This window comes from Paenibacillus sp. FSL K6-0276 (genome assembly GCF_037977235.1).
In the GTDB taxonomy this organism is placed as follows: Bacteria; Bacillota; Bacilli; order Paenibacillales; family Paenibacillaceae; genus Paenibacillus_AQ.
On the sequence record NZ_CP150276.1, the window covers coordinates 2758573 to 2771827 of the forward strand.

Below are 13255 nucleotides of genomic sequence, written 5' to 3' on the forward strand. Positions count from 1 at the left end.
GGGATGGGATACACTTGAGTTTTTTTCCTATTACATACTCACTCTTGGCAACAGACGCATTATTATTACATATTAAAGATCATTATGAGACTCATGAACCAGATAAACTACAGTATTTTCTTAGAGGCATGAACGATACATACATCTTAGAAACGGCATTGGAAAAATACATCTTTCGTGTTTATCGTGCGGATAGACGGAGTAAATCGGATATTGATTTTGAATTAGAATTGTTGAACGATTTGCAAGATAAAGGTATAAACGTCTTCATCCCTATTCCTCGAAAAGATGGAATCATGATTAATGAATTTTTGGTGCCTGAGGGTGTGAAGTATGGCGTTATGTTTAGTTTTGCTGTAGGAAATGAAAAGCCTATTCATGCGGTAGAAGACAGCTATTTATTTGGACAAGCAGTTGCACAAATCCACAAAGCTACGGATAACTTTAAGAGTGAACATGTGAGAGGTATGCTTGATTTTGAACATTTAATTGAAAAACCGCTTCATACGATCAAACTGCATATGGACCATCGACAAGAGGATTATCAATTCTTGTATGATCTTGTAATGCAATTAAAAGCGCAGATTGAAGCTCATCTGGAAGCGGGTTTGGACTGGGGCATCTGCCATGGCGATTTGCATGGAAATACGAATGTGGCCTTTACGGACGAGGGGAAACTAACACATTATGATTTCGATATTTGTGGCTACGGATGGAGAGCCTATGATATCGCAGAGTTTAGATTGGCAAGAGAGATTCATAGTGGCCATAATAAAGATGAAGTTGAACGGTTATGGGCAGCATTTTTAAATGGATACAAGAGTTTAAGAAATCTCAGTGACAATGATATTAGTGCTGTTCCTATGTTTGTTGCGCTTAGACAGCTTTGGCTGTTTGCTTTATGTTTTAATGAAGGTGAACTTATTGGTGCAGCTGACTTTGACAATGGATTTATCGATAGTAAAATGGATTATTTCAGAAAATTAGAGTTGATCAAATGAATAATGAATTGGGCAGTAAAGAAGCCATAAAAAGATGGGATAAATACGCAGAACTAATCTCAACTTCGTACGGCGAAAACGGGGATATCCATCGAGAAATTTTTTTGAATCCTGCTTTATTCAGTCTCATGGGTTCTGTTGAAAATAAGAAGGTGCTAGATGCAGGCTGTGGTGAAGGGTATTTAAGCAGAATGATAGCTAAGGCAGGAGCCTCAGTCACTGGGGTTGATTATTCGCAGAATATGATAAAGCTAGCCACGAAAAAATCACCAGAGTCGTTAAAAATAAGCTTCCTTCATGGCAATTGTGAAGAACTTAGCTTTCTTCATGACAAGAGCTTTGATTTAATCGTCTCCAACATGGTGATTCATGATTTATCCAATTATGAGATGGCGATTCATGAAATGTATCGGTTGTTAGTCGCTGGTGGGACGTTTATATTCTCAATTCCACACCCTTGCTTTGTAACCCCTGGTAGCGGATGGGTGAAGTCGGATACTGGAGAGAAGCTTTATTGGAAAGTAGATAATTATTTCTACGAGGGCACTTATAATCAGATCTTCCCTATAGATCAAGAGGAAAAGTTTCTGATTTTTCATAGGACATTATCCAGTTATGTAAATACGATTGTACGGGCTGGCTTTCAAATTGAAGAAATGATCGAGCCGAAGCCATCTGCTGAAATGCTTGAGAAGTATCCGTCTTTTGAGGAGGATTTTCGCTGCAGCGATTTTTTGGTTCTTAAACTGCGAAAGTAGGAGGGGGAAAAATGAACTATAATATTTTCAAGGAAGTTATAGATTCTGAAGAAGAGTTAAGGTCAATGTATGGGTATCCCAGTGAATTGGTAAACAACAAAAGTATAACCCTCATCGATCACCATTGCCGAGATTATATATCCAAATCACCGTTACTCTTTATAGCAACATGTGATTCATCTGGAAATTGTGATGTATCACCGCGTGGAGATGCTGCAGGTTTTGTATATGTGTTAGATGACAAACATTTAGTAATTCCTGAGCGACCTGGTAATCGACGGTTTGATTCTTTGCGCAACATCCTTTTAAATTCAAAAGTGGGATTGATATTTATAATACCCGGACTTGAAGAAACCTTAAGAATAAATGGGCATGCAAGGATAATCAAAGATCAAGAAATAATGGCTCGTATGGAGGCTCACGGTAAAATATCGATGGTAGGCATTGCTGTAGAAGTTGATGAGTGTTTTATCCATTGTGCTAAAGCTTTTAAGAGATCACATCTATGGGATGATACGTATTGGCCGTTGAAAGAAGAGCTACCTAAACCCTCAGTAATCATTGCAGAACATGCGAAAGTGCTTGGGATTTCTCAAGAGGATGTATCAAAGGGATTAAAGGACAGCTATGAGAACCGATTATATTAGAAATGAAAGGATTAACTAAGATGAGCAATGCTTTAAAACTCACTCCCGGGAATATAGTAGGACTTATCGCTTGTTCTGATGGTGTGAGAGTAGAGAACCTACCTAAAGTTGAAGAACTAATTAGAATTATGAACTCGTTTGGTCTAGAGGTAGTGATGTCTAACACCTTGTTTAGAAGAGATGGTTATTTCAGCGGTAATCCTAAGGAAAGAGCAACCGAATTAAACCGTCTATTTAAAAATGATGAAATTCGCGCGATTTTTGATATTTCAGGTGGGGATTCCGCCAACCAGATTTTAGAGTATATAGACTACGATAATATCCGATTAAACCCCAAGCCCTTTTTTGGAATGAGTGATTTGTCAGTTATTTTGAACGCTTTATATACGCAAAGTAATTCAAAATCTTATCATTTTCAGTTGATGAATCTAGTTTCTACTAATGGGTCGGAGCAGCAAGCTGCTTTTTATCGAACATTTTTCGAAGGACATAACGATCTTTACGATTTCGACTTTCATTGGGTCCGTGGGAACCAGATGAGTGGGATTGTAATTGGCGGCAATATTCGATGTTTTATGAAGTTAGCAGGAACAAGTTATTTTCCAGACCCTTCGAACAAGATTTTATTCTTAGAGAGTTTAAGTGGTAGAGCTAACAAAATCGTCTCCTTATTTGCCCAGCTTCAGCAAGTTAAAATCTTTGATAAATGTGCTGGACTGATTCTTGGGTCTTTTACTGAACTTGAGAGCAATAATGAATTTTCAATAGTAGAAGAGTATGTGAAGGAGATCAGCCCAATTCCTATCGTTAAGACAAACGAGATCGGGCATGGTAGTAATAGTAAGTGTATTAAAATAGGTGAGAATATTACGTTGTGAAATAATATTACTAAGGAAGTGTCCATATGCTGGATTCATTCACTAAAAAGAGAATTGAAAAGATACTGTCAACTTACATTGAAGCGAAGGTACCAAAACACATTAGTAATCAAATTAAACTTAATTATAAGTTCAAAGGAAATAGCGTTACATTAAATGAAGAAAGACCGGCGTTTATGAGCGATAAATGGGTAGAAATGCCCATCGCGCAATTTCGATTTGAAGAACATAAGTGGAAAATATATTGGAGAGACAGCAAGAAAAAATGGCATTTTGTCGATGATTTTGCCCCCCAAGATGATTTTGAAAAACAGTTGGAAATCGTTGATAACGATAGTAGAGGGATGTTCTGGGGTTAACAAAGGTTCGTAAAGGAGAGTTATGATGTCTACACACGACTACCCATCTAAAGAAATATTGAAAAATGCTATACATACTGCCTATTTGTCTCTTGATCATGAGTTTGAGGGCATTGAGAATACTCAAAAAGACATTCGTATGGAAGGGGTCGATCGTACTCCTGTAGAAATCCTTGCCTATCAATTGGGATGGTTGAACCTTGTGATGAAATGGGATAGGGATGAAAAAGCAGGGGGAACCGTCATTACGCCTTCACCGGACTATAAATGGAATCAACTTGGCGGATTATATCAATCTTTTTATCATACATATGCTACTTACTCATTAGACGAATTAAGATCTTTATTTAAAGAAACAGAACAGCAATGGCAGGACTGGATTGATTTTTTAAGTGATGAAGAACTCTTTACGCAAGGCGTCCGGAAATGGACAGGGAATAATCCGAGATGGCCTATGATCAAATGGATTCATATTAATTCAGTTGCACCGTTCAAGACTTTTCGTTCTAAGATTCGTAAATGGAAAAAACTTAATCTAACTAAGGAAGTATAATCAAGCCCCCGCCTAAGAGAAATCTCTGAAGCAGGGGCTGTTTTGAGCTGTTCAATGATCAATATGGAGGATATAGGATTAGTAGAAGAGAATGTATAACAGTGGTTAATAGATTAGAAAAGGGCGGATTATTTTTGCAGAAACCATCTATTATTGTAAGTACATTTATATTATTGATTACATTAAGTTCGATTATATTTGTCGTGGTAAACAACTCTTCCAAACCCATTAAGAGTCCTGAGAACATTGAACTAAAAGAGTTGTCGAATGGAAACAAAATACAAGTGAACTTCTCGGAGAAACCAACGGTATTCGTATTTTTCACCTCATGGTGTCCATATTGTAATGACGATGCTCCTAAGATTGTCTCATTGTATGAGAAATATAAAGATAGAGTGAACATTTACGGAATTAATTTGCTTTATCAAGATGATCTTTCTGAAGTAGAACAATATGTGGAGGATTACAACATTAATTATCCCGTTCTCCTAGACGAAACAGGCGATCTCCATAAACATTTTGGTGAACAAGCTTTTCCTGCGTTGTTTTTTATGAACTCTGATGGCAAGGTTATGGATCAAATTATTGGCTCGACTGATTTTGACGCTATTGAGAGCTCGTTTAAGATTTTTATTAAAAACTATGATTAAGGAGGTTGAAATGAATACGACCAATTTAGAGATTTTTGTAGCAAAAGATCAATCGGATGTAGATATATTTTGGGGACTTTTTAATAGTTACATTAATGAATTATCTCTCCATGTATCTATGGGTGATGATTTTGACTTGGATTACTTTTATTCAGACGAGTATAGAGAGGCCATTGAAGAGCTTAGAACAAGAGATATAAATCCTTTGAATTTGTTTCTTATACATAAGGACGGTACTATGCTTGGATTTTTAATGTATGTTACTTATTTTGATGAGGGTGGAAAGTGTTTTTTAATGGAGTATTATCTGGAGCCAGCTTACCGTGGGAGTGGTTATGGGAAGGCAGTTTATTCTATGGCTGAAGAGCAGGCTTATGCAGACGGTGCCAAGTACATGGAGTTGACTCCAACTAATGAGGCGAATGAAAGTTTTTGGAGAAGTGTTGGGTTCATAAAGTCTGCTGATGTGGATGAGGATAATAAATATTTTTATCGAAAGACGCTTAGTATTTAAACCTAAAGGAGCTACGGGGTATGATCAAAAAAAGGAAAAAGATATTCATCATCGCCGCATTTCTCTCCATCTTCCTATTGTTACTAATAGCTAGCTATATGTTAAACCCTCAACCTGTTCATGCGATGATGGTAGGCTTTTCTAGTATGGAGGAGCATGAGGAACAAGTTTATATAGAACCTGACATCCCTGAGAATATTGAGAATATGATTTTAAATGATCTCGAACAATCCAAAGAGAGAATTTCTGGGATTTTTGACGGGGTACATGCTACTCCAACCATTCTTTTTGTTCAATCTCCACACGCCCTTGAGAAGTATGCTCAGAAGAATCGAACGGGCCAGACTTATTATACTTATTGGGGAAATTACATTGTTATTGGTCCTGATGGATTTAATGAGGATGTGGTAGCTCATGAACTGATGCATAGTGAACTAAGAACGAGATTAAAGAATAAGGATAAGGTGCCTGTATGGTTTGATGAAGGGTTAGCAACCATCGTTGATCATAGATATATGAGTAATGAAAATATACGTTTAGATAATATTAATGATCTGTGTAGTAGAGATACTTTTTATGAACCTTCACAAGTTAAAGAAAATTATGAGATCGCCCATTCAGAAGTTGCTAGATGGTTTGGTGTCGTAGGAAAATCAGGCTTATCGGAACTGATTGAGGGATTAAATAAGGGCGTAGCGTTTAATGAACTGTACAAAGCAATCGAATCTCGTAGATAGGGCATGTATTATTAGGTTAAGAATATCAATCCAAAAGAAATCAGTGCTGTAAAGTTATCCCTTATGCCAATGAAAAGTATAATGTGAATGCTGTTTAAAGCTTAAGGATTTATAAAAAGAATCATTGGAGATAACGTATGCTCTTTTTGCACCTAAGGCGTAGCATCTGTTCAAGGATTCTGAAAGCAGTGCTTTAGCTATTCCCTTAGACCGATATTCTGGAACAGTACAAACAGGTTCAACATAAGCGTAATCTGTATTCGTACTATACCATAAGCCGCAGTATCCAACATATTCCCCGTTTTCATTTTGGGCAGCGATATGTAAGGTAGGATTCAAATTGGGTGCCGACAACATTACCTTCTGTTTAATAATCGTAGCTTCATCGGTGGGGACAGGTCCTTCGTTGTTAAAGCCCTCCCACAGTACTTTTTGATGTTTATATAAGTCGTTTTGGATATCCAGATTCTTTATTGTTATGCCTTTGGGAGTTATGGAATCAAGGTTTCCCTGCTCCAATGTGATTTCAAGGATGTTCTCAGTCAGATCATTCTTTACGAATTTCCAACGGTGTAATAAGTCTAGCGTTTTAGTATCCAAATCATTCACTGCGATCCCAAGTCCATGTTCGTTGCTGAAAATAGTTATGGCATATTCTAAAATGGCTTCTTTTAGCGCCTCAAATCCTTGTTTAGTTGCAAAAAATGCTTCGCCAAAGTAGTGGTCATAGATCGCTACACCTACTATATCATCATAGCAAAACCACAATCCAATTTTGTCCATGAAGTTCCTATCAAAGTCAGGATGAAAAAACATCCATTCCCACCTTGCCCAGTTCCAATTCATATGAGTGCGGTCATCATTTGATAAATCAATCAAAAAATCACAAACTTTATCATAATCAGAATTCTCGAAATTCCTAAACATAACTTCCATTTCAATCCCCCTTAACAATACTAATTCATTATCTATCAATTATACTTATATCCTTTAAACAGTTCATTGGAAAAGATGACTATATCGGTATTCTACTGAGCTAGTAGATTGGAGGAATGGATAACCCATGACAACCAAAAGAATACAAACCATTGAAAAGATCTTTAATAAAACCACAAGTTCTAAACAAATTCATGAAGGAGTCCTATTTGTAGAGAACACTAATAGCGACTTCTCTTACAGCAAGGGATATGGGGGGAGGGATATTGACTCCCCTTTGCTAATGGCTAGCATTACCAAGTTATTTACTACTACCTGTATTTTAGCTTTACTAGAGAAAGGCGAACTTTCCTTGGATGATAAACTTACAAAGTATTTTGATAATGAGCTGTTAAGTAATATCCATGTGTATGGTGGCAAGGATTATTCTTTTGATCTGACCCTGTCTGATTTGTTGTTTCAGATCAGTGGGTTACCGGATGTGTTTGAGGAAGGTATAAATAGTGCTAAGAGTCGTGCCGTTGAGGAGGATTATTACACAACCTTCAGTGAGCAGGTGGTGCTGATAAAGAACCTGAAGCCACATTTTGCTCCTCGAACTAAGCGAAAAGCATACTATGCCGATATAAACTTTGACATGCTTGGTGAAATCATTGAGAAAGCAACAAATACAACATTAGCTGAAGCGTATAAGAAATACATATTTGAACCACTAGCACTCCAAAGTACATATCTCCCTGAACATGAAAATGATTTTATACCGAATATCTATTACAAGGATAAATCTATTTACCGCCCCAAAGTGATTAGGAGTAGTCGTGCGAGTGGAGGCTGTATCACCACAGCTCGTGAATTAATGATATTTATTAAGGCCTTCTTTGGAGGCAAGCTGTTTAATAAAGCGTTATTTGAAAAACTATCGGCATCTAATAAGCTTCAAGCATCCATGGGACCTATCTATTATGGCAGCGGCTATATGAGGATCCCTATGGATGGGTTGATCACGCTGTTTATGGGGAAGGGCGAGTTAATGGGGCACTCCGGCTCAACAGGGTCTTTTGCTTTTTATTACCCGGTTAAAGATTTATTTATAGTGGGGGATTTGAACCAGATGGGCAATGCTGCATTACCTATTAGACTATCCATGAAGCTTGCTATGATGACGAAATGATCATGAGAAGGTGGATACAATGGAAAGTATATCTAGTTTAATCAAAAAGTTATCATGGGACACACCCGAAGAGGAAAAAGAAGATGCAATTAAGAAACTACAATATATAGAGGATGAGGATATTCATTTGTTACTGCAGCCTATTTCAAAAGAATATTGGGATGGAGCGGCTGAAACAGTCATACGTTTGGGATATCCACGTGTGAAAAGCATATTGTCGGGTTTACTTGAATGGATACAAGATACAAATTGGCCAGGTGCGGGGGAAATAGCTGATTTTTTACTTGAAATAGGGGATCCGATGATTCCATATGTTAAAGATGTACTAAATCAACACAGTGATGATGAAGAATGGGTGTACAGGATTTTTTATGAATTAATTGATCATTGGAATAAGAAACAAGTCCTACAGATTCAAGAAGAATTAATTAAAATTTCACAGGAAAAAGCCAATGACCTATCGGCATTAAGAATCTTATTAGCTCATAGTATGTACTCAAAAGAAGTAGTCTGTGAAATAATCCAGCGCAAAAAAGATGTCCTTGTATTTGAACTCAAGGAACTTCATGATACTCATCCTGAAATTGATTGTGAAGCTCTTCATAAAGAATTCTTCAATCAGCAGCCTAATGTAATTAAACAGTTTCATGAGCACAATAAAGACCGTTTTTTTATATGTAATGCGATATCTAACCGCCAAGAAGTTTTAAGAGAAATAGAAATTTTTACAGCTGAGTTTCTCACTTCATGAAGTTATCAAGCTTTACTGAAATAAATTTAAAGGAGACTTACCAGTGAACAACATCAAAGTGCTTCATGATGATGCTTTTTCGCTTTATCCAAACAAAGGAAATCCTGTGGGAGTAGTGTTAGTTGCGGATCATTTGAGCGAAAGTGACATGCAATCTATTGCCCACAAGGTAGGTTTTAATGAAACGGTGTTTGTAGTCCCATCAGATGTATCTGATTTAAGGCTCAGGTATTTTACTCCAGGTCATGAGATCAATCTTTGTGGACATGCTACTATGGCATCTTTATTTGCTTTGAAAACAAAGGGTTTTCTTGGAGAGGTTAGCTCTATAAATATCGAAACAAATGTGGGAGTGCTACCGATCCAATTTAGCTTCGATAATAACAATCAATTATTGATAAAAATGAAACAAGATCATCCGAATTTTATTGAATTTGACGGTGATAGAGCTAAACTCGCACACGCACTTGGCTTATCAGTTGACGAGTTAGAGAGGATCTGCCGATTGTATATGGTTGTACTGGGGCGTGGACGTTATTAGTTCCTATTAAGGATATTGATTGCTTCAGTAGAATGAAACCGATAAACCCGTTGTTTCCAGAGATTTTAACGCAGCTTCCAAAAGCATCAGTCCACCCATTTTCACTCCAAACTCTTGATCCACACTCATTAATGCATGCCAGACATTTCTCATCTCCTTTTTCGGGAACCGTTGAAGATCCAGTAACAGGTACAGCATCAGGAGTTATGGGGGCTTATTACTTGAGATATATTGATCCGCATTTGGACTTGATACAATTTGATGTAGAACAAGGGCAAGAAATCGGAAGAGATGGGAAAGTGAACGTAGAAGTATCTCGCATGGATTCTGATAAAATGGATGTATTTATTTCTGGAACCGCTGTGTTTGTGGGGGAGGTGGATTTATGGAAATGATAAAATATACTCATCTTGGAGTGTATGGAGTTTTAGTGAAGAACGATAAAGTATTACTTATTAAGAAAGCGAGAGGCCCTCATACAGGCAAGTGGGATTTTCCAGGGGGTTCTATTGAGTTTGGTGAGGAGCCTTATGAAACCCTTAAGAGAGAATTTTGGGAAGAGACCGGGATTACAAGTTTAAAAGGCTTGCTTCATGATTCCATTTCCTATACGTTAGTTTATCCATACAGTGATACTCAGTTAGAAGAATTACACCATATAGGGATCATATATAATGTTTCATTGTTAGATTCAAATTTTGAGCTTAAGACCGGTGGGGACGGCCAAGACTCTGATGGGGCACAGTGGATAGAAATTGAACAATTAAACAGCCTTGAATTAACATCTTTTGTGAAGAAAATAATGCTGGGTCATTATTAAAACTTTAATGATCTATGGAATGGAGGCAGCTTCATGATTGAAATTGATTGTTTGGGGGAAATCTGCCCAGTACCTGTAATGATGTTAAAAAAACATCAAAAAGCCATTCAGAAAGGTGAAAAGGTGATGCTAGTTACTGATCATAGCTGCGCAAAAGTTTCCATCACTGATTACTGTCGTGGTTCAAATTTAAAATGTTCCATTCAAGAAGTGATTAATGGAGTCTGGGAAATAACTATTGAGACTTAGGCTCAGCACAAAGTATCTATTAAAGTCTTTTCAATATACCGAATTAACTGTTTCGTATCGTTGTCACAGCGTTGAGTTTGTTTCTTTATCAAGTAGACATCGTTATTGACCTGGAACTGATCAATAGGAATGATCTTGAGTTGTTTACTATACAACTCTTTTTTTATGGACATATAGGGGAGAAAGGCGAGACCATGCCCTCTAATAGCAGCCAGCTTTACTGCCTCAAGGGAGTCCAGATTAAAAAGTATATTTAATTTAAGATCCCCCACAGATACGTCATTTAAAGTCCTTTGCACACAATGAAGCTGTGAGGACCAAATCAAAGGATATTTGGGGAGCTCATTCAGTGTGATTTTATCAGGACAAACGGTCGTACTGCTTGCCACCAACATAACTTGATCTGAAAATACCATATGGGAGCTTAATTCGGATTTCGGAGAAGGACCGGAAATAAAGCCGATATCACCTTCTTCAAGAAGTAAACGTTCTTCTACTAAGGATGATGCCCCTTCATTTAAAGTGATATGGCAATTGGGAAAATGTTTTTTCACCTCATATAAGGTACAAGGCAGGGCATAATTACATACTTCTGGAATCGCATAAATAGACAGCTCCTGTTGTGTTGGCTGTAAATGATTGATTTCTGTGATCATATCATCATACAATTTACAGATTTGCTCCGCGTACTTCTCCGCAATAATCCCTGCTTCAGTTAGGCTGGCCCCTTTATTACTTCGCACAAAAAGTTCAGAACCCAGGGTATTCTCCCAAGATTTCAACTGCTGACTAAGTGCGGATTGGGTGATATGAGATTTCTGAGCTGCTTTAGATATACTTTTTAACGATGCTATATCTAAAAAAAATTTAAGCGTTTCCATATTCATACTTATTCCTCCTGTTGCCCGCTGTTAGTGCAAACTATAGCATACTTGATTACGCTCCATCTGTGCCATTAGTAACACTTATACAGCATAAAGAAAGCAGATAACCACAGCATAAATAAGTATGTTATTATTTTCACATAGTCAATTACATAAAAACGATGGAGGTGTTAGACTATGGGGCAAACCGTAAGTCCCGAAACGAGATCAACCCGTACCAGAGCTCCTAGAAAACCAAAAAAGAGTCAGTTGCCCATCGCATTGTTGGTCACCGTTCTCATTATTGGATTTGGTTTTTTCTTAGACCAAGCCCACGATAAAATGGTTGTCTACCTGCTTTTCGGTATTTCGTTTGGAGTTATTTTGCAAAGATCACGTTTCTGCTTTACCGCATCACTTAGAGATCCATGTATTACAGGCAGCACATCGGTTACAAGAGCTGTACTGATTGCTTTTTCCCTCGCTACGATCGGATTTACGGCCATTAAGTACCCAGCGTTTCTACAAGGTAAACCGATTCCTGGGATGGACAATGTAGGTCAGATCAGCTTCGCATTGATCATTGGTGCTGTATTATTCGGAATTGGCATGGTTATCGCGGGTGGCTGCGCTTCGGGTACATTGATGCGTGTAGGTGAAGGTTTTACGATGCAGATGCTGTCACTTGTATTCTTTGTCATCGGTTCGCTTTGGGGATCACATGATATGGGTTGGTGGAGAGCTAACGTTATAAAGGATGCACCAACTGTATTTTTGCCAGATGTATTTGGTTGGCTTGGGGCACTGGTTGTTCAGTTCCTGATTATTCTACTGTTGTACATCGCTGCAGTTAAATGGCAAGAGAAAAAGATGGGTAGTGCAGATTAGTTTAAGTTATTACGTGAATTATTTCACTATGGTATATCCAAATAAAAATTAAAGGTGGTTTTCAAGATGGCTGAATTTACACTTGATTGCATGGGAGAAGCTTGTCCGGTTCCGTTAATGAGAACAGAAAAGAAAATGACTGAACTCAATGTAGGTGATGTACTAGTAGTGGCTATAGATCATAGCTGCGCAATGAAGAACGTACCAGAATGGGCGAGAAAACAGGGACATAATGTGGAAATCGAAGAGGTTGATGATGGTGAATGGGAAGTTGTTATTGAGAAGATAAAATAGGATCGGTTACTAGGAAAGGACGGTGAATGAAACGGTGAACGAATTCTGGTTGAAGATATCGTCTAACCGCTTTTACAAGCGCTTGCTCAAAGAACCGTTTACTTATGTAACTGGAGCTGTACTTCTCGCTGTGTTTGCTACAGCACATCTGGCCGTTTTCTCTAAAGGATGGGGAGTAACTAGCGCTTTTGCAGATTGGGGAGCTTGGTTGTATCGATTAGCAGGCGGAAATGTAGATCAATGGGCATATTTTAGTTCGGAAAAAGCACAAAAAACATTATCTTCCGGATTTTTGAATGATGGTGGATCCATTCGAAATGTAGGGATTATCTTAGGTGCATTAGCAGCGACTTTGTTTGCTTCCGAATTCAAGCTGAAGAAAATTAAGTCCAAAAAGCAGGTTGTAGCAGCGGTACTTGGTGGTTTGCTCATGGGGTACGGAGCTAGACTGGCTAATGGTTGTAATATAGGTGCATTGTTTACGGCTATAGCCTCTTTATCGCTTTCAGGATGGATTTTTGGATTGTTTCTGCTGGTTGGTGCATTTATAGGCAGTAAATTATTAGCCAAATTCTTTATGTGAAAAGTGAAATAGGCTGAGCTTATAGTGCTGACGAGAGTCAGCCTATTTTATTGAAATCACAG

The 13255-nt window shown here is 37.9% G+C and carries 18 protein-coding genes and 1 pseudogene; 17 read left to right on the plus strand and 2 right to left on the minus strand.

Annotation, left to right across the window (positions count from 1 at the left end; all coding sequences use genetic code 11):
- The first annotated feature begins 44 nt into the window (after window positions 1-44).
- From MHH52_RS12865 to MHH52_RS12905, 9 genes are all read left to right on the plus strand, one after another.
- The gene (locus tag MHH52_RS12865; protein WP_340008999.1) at window positions 45-1001 is read left to right on the plus strand and encodes a phosphotransferase; all 957 of its coding nucleotides are present in this window, start codon (window positions 45-47) and stop codon (window positions 999-1001) included.
- Entirely contained in the window at window positions 998-1759 is a 762-nt protein-coding gene (locus MHH52_RS12870; RefSeq protein WP_340009000.1) for a class I SAM-dependent methyltransferase, read from the plus strand. The genes MHH52_RS12865 and MHH52_RS12870 overlap by 4 nt, the downstream gene beginning before the upstream one ends.
- Before the next feature lie 11 nt (window positions 1760-1770).
- A complete protein-coding gene (locus tag MHH52_RS12875) occupies window positions 1771-2406 on the plus strand; it encodes a pyridoxamine 5'-phosphate oxidase family protein (protein ID WP_340009002.1) in 636 nt (211 codons plus the stop codon).
- A 20-nt stretch (window positions 2407-2426) separates the two neighbouring features.
- The gene (locus MHH52_RS12880; RefSeq protein ID WP_340009004.1) at window positions 2427-3284 is read left to right on the plus strand and encodes a S66 peptidase family protein; all 858 of its coding nucleotides are present in this window, start codon (window positions 2427-2429) and stop codon (window positions 3282-3284) included.
- Between the two features lie 26 nt (window positions 3285-3310).
- On the plus strand, window positions 3311-3643 hold the full coding sequence (locus MHH52_RS12885) for a DUF3024 domain-containing protein (RefSeq protein ID WP_340009006.1): 333 nt from the start codon (window positions 3311-3313) through the stop codon (window positions 3641-3643).
- 25 nt (window positions 3644-3668) lie between these two features.
- On the plus strand, window positions 3669-4196 hold the full coding sequence (locus MHH52_RS12890) for a ClbS/DfsB family four-helix bundle protein (RefSeq protein WP_340009629.1): 528 nt from the start codon (window positions 3669-3671) through the stop codon (window positions 4194-4196).
- Between the two features lie 134 nt (window positions 4197-4330).
- Window positions 4331-4846, plus strand: coding sequence for a TlpA disulfide reductase family protein (locus tag MHH52_RS12895; RefSeq protein ID WP_340009008.1), 516 nt, complete (start codon window positions 4331-4333; stop codon window positions 4844-4846).
- A 10-nt stretch (window positions 4847-4856) separates the two neighbouring features.
- On the plus strand, window positions 4857-5360 hold the full coding sequence (locus tag MHH52_RS12900) for a GNAT family N-acetyltransferase (RefSeq protein ID WP_340009011.1): 504 nt from the start codon (window positions 4857-4859) through the stop codon (window positions 5358-5360).
- A gap of 20 nt (window positions 5361-5380) precedes the next feature.
- The gene (locus tag MHH52_RS12905; RefSeq protein ID WP_340009012.1) at window positions 5381-6097 is read left to right on the plus strand and encodes a hypothetical protein; all 717 of its coding nucleotides are present in this window, start codon (window positions 5381-5383) and stop codon (window positions 6095-6097) included.
- 54 nt (window positions 6098-6151) lie between these two features.
- Here the strand turns inward: MHH52_RS12905 and MHH52_RS12910 are convergent, their stop codons facing one another.
- Complete coding sequence (locus MHH52_RS12910; protein WP_340009014.1) at window positions 6152-7033, minus strand: GNAT family N-acetyltransferase; 882 nt, start codon at window positions 7031-7033, stop codon at window positions 6152-6154.
- Window positions 7034-7160: 127 nt separating this feature from the next.
- Here MHH52_RS12910 and MHH52_RS12915 point away from each other — a divergent pair, with 127 nt between their 5' ends.
- The 5 genes and pseudogenes from MHH52_RS12915 (at window position 7161) to MHH52_RS12935 (ending at window position 10565) form a co-directional block, all read left to right on the plus strand.
- Complete coding sequence (locus MHH52_RS12915) at window positions 7161-8204, plus strand: serine hydrolase domain-containing protein (protein WP_340009015.1); 1044 nt, start codon at window positions 7161-7163, stop codon at window positions 8202-8204.
- Between the two features lie 19 nt (window positions 8205-8223).
- The gene (locus tag MHH52_RS12920; RefSeq protein WP_340009016.1) at window positions 8224-8955 is read left to right on the plus strand and encodes a DUF5071 domain-containing protein; all 732 of its coding nucleotides are present in this window, start codon (window positions 8224-8226) and stop codon (window positions 8953-8955) included.
- Between the two features lie 43 nt (window positions 8956-8998).
- Window positions 8999-9891, plus strand: a pseudogene (locus MHH52_RS12925) (PhzF family phenazine biosynthesis isomerase).
- Window positions 9882-10316 carry an NUDIX hydrolase gene (locus MHH52_RS12930; protein ID WP_340009017.1) on the plus strand — a complete coding sequence of 145 codons (435 nt, stop codon included), beginning with the start codon at window positions 9882-9884 and terminating at the stop codon, window positions 10314-10316. Before MHH52_RS12925 ends, MHH52_RS12930 begins: the two are co-directional and overlap by 10 nt.
- A 33-nt stretch (window positions 10317-10349) precedes the next feature.
- Window positions 10350-10565 carry a sulfurtransferase TusA family protein gene (locus MHH52_RS12935; protein WP_340009018.1) on the plus strand — a complete coding sequence of 72 codons (216 nt, stop codon included), beginning with the start codon at window positions 10350-10352 and terminating at the stop codon, window positions 10563-10565.
- Window positions 10566-10567: 2 nt separating this feature from the next.
- Here the strand turns inward: MHH52_RS12935 and MHH52_RS12940 are convergent, their stop codons facing one another.
- Complete coding sequence (locus tag MHH52_RS12940; protein ID WP_340009019.1) at window positions 10568-11452, minus strand: LysR family transcriptional regulator; 885 nt, start codon at window positions 11450-11452, stop codon at window positions 10568-10570.
- Window positions 11453-11626: 174 nt separating this feature from the next.
- On the opposite strand from MHH52_RS12940, the gene MHH52_RS12945 reads away from it, so the two are divergent.
- The 3 genes from MHH52_RS12945 (at window position 11627) to MHH52_RS12955 (ending at window position 13193) form a co-directional block, all read left to right on the plus strand.
- Entirely contained in the window at window positions 11627-12316 is a 690-nt protein-coding gene (locus MHH52_RS12945) for a YeeE/YedE thiosulfate transporter family protein (RefSeq protein ID WP_313642119.1), read from the plus strand.
- A 66-nt stretch (window positions 12317-12382) separates the two neighbouring features.
- The gene (locus tag MHH52_RS12950) at window positions 12383-12610 is read left to right on the plus strand and encodes a sulfurtransferase TusA family protein (RefSeq protein ID WP_313642118.1); all 228 of its coding nucleotides are present in this window, start codon (window positions 12383-12385) and stop codon (window positions 12608-12610) included.
- A 34-nt stretch (window positions 12611-12644) separates the two neighbouring features.
- A complete protein-coding gene (locus MHH52_RS12955) occupies window positions 12645-13193 on the plus strand; it encodes a YeeE/YedE thiosulfate transporter family protein (RefSeq protein WP_340009020.1) in 549 nt (182 codons plus the stop codon).
- The last annotated feature ends 62 nt before the right edge of the window (window positions 13194-13255 follow it).

Coding starts and splice junctions, on each gene's coding strand:
- MHH52_RS12870 (WP_340009000.1), top strand. CDS start 998: ATGAATAATGAATTGGGCAGTAAAGAAGCCATAAAAAGATGGGATAAA.
- MHH52_RS12945 (WP_313642119.1), top strand. CDS start 11,627: ATGGGGCAAACCGTAAGTCCCGAAACGAGATCAACCCGTACCAGAGCT.
- MHH52_RS12910 (WP_340009014.1), bottom strand. CDS start 7,033: ATGGAAGTTATGTTTAGGAATTTCGAGAATTCTGATTATGATAAAGTT.
- MHH52_RS12885 (WP_340009006.1), top strand. CDS start 3,311: ATGCTGGATTCATTCACTAAAAAGAGAATTGAAAAGATACTGTCAACT.
- MHH52_RS12905 (WP_340009012.1), top strand. CDS start 5,381: ATGATCAAAAAAAGGAAAAAGATATTCATCATCGCCGCATTTCTCTCC.
- MHH52_RS12950 (WP_313642118.1), top strand. CDS start 12,383: ATGGCTGAATTTACACTTGATTGCATGGGAGAAGCTTGTCCGGTTCCG.
- MHH52_RS12935 (WP_340009018.1), top strand. CDS start 10,350: ATGATTGAAATTGATTGTTTGGGGGAAATCTGCCCAGTACCTGTAATG.
- MHH52_RS12875 (WP_340009002.1), top strand. CDS start 1,771: ATGAACTATAATATTTTCAAGGAAGTTATAGATTCTGAAGAAGAGTTA.
- MHH52_RS12930 (WP_340009017.1), top strand. CDS start 9,882: ATGGAAATGATAAAATATACTCATCTTGGAGTGTATGGAGTTTTAGTG.
- MHH52_RS12890 (WP_340009629.1), top strand. CDS start 3,669: ATGTCTACACACGACTACCCATCTAAAGAAATATTGAAAAATGCTATA.
- MHH52_RS12900 (WP_340009011.1), top strand. CDS start 4,857: ATGAATACGACCAATTTAGAGATTTTTGTAGCAAAAGATCAATCGGAT.
- MHH52_RS12920 (WP_340009016.1), top strand. CDS start 8,224: ATGGAAAGTATATCTAGTTTAATCAAAAAGTTATCATGGGACACACCC.
- MHH52_RS12880 (WP_340009004.1), top strand. CDS start 2,427: ATGAGCAATGCTTTAAAACTCACTCCCGGGAATATAGTAGGACTTATC.
- MHH52_RS12940 (WP_340009019.1), bottom strand. CDS start 11,452: ATGAATATGGAAACGCTTAAATTTTTTTTAGATATAGCATCGTTAAAA.
- MHH52_RS12915 (WP_340009015.1), top strand. CDS start 7,161: ATGACAACCAAAAGAATACAAACCATTGAAAAGATCTTTAATAAAACC.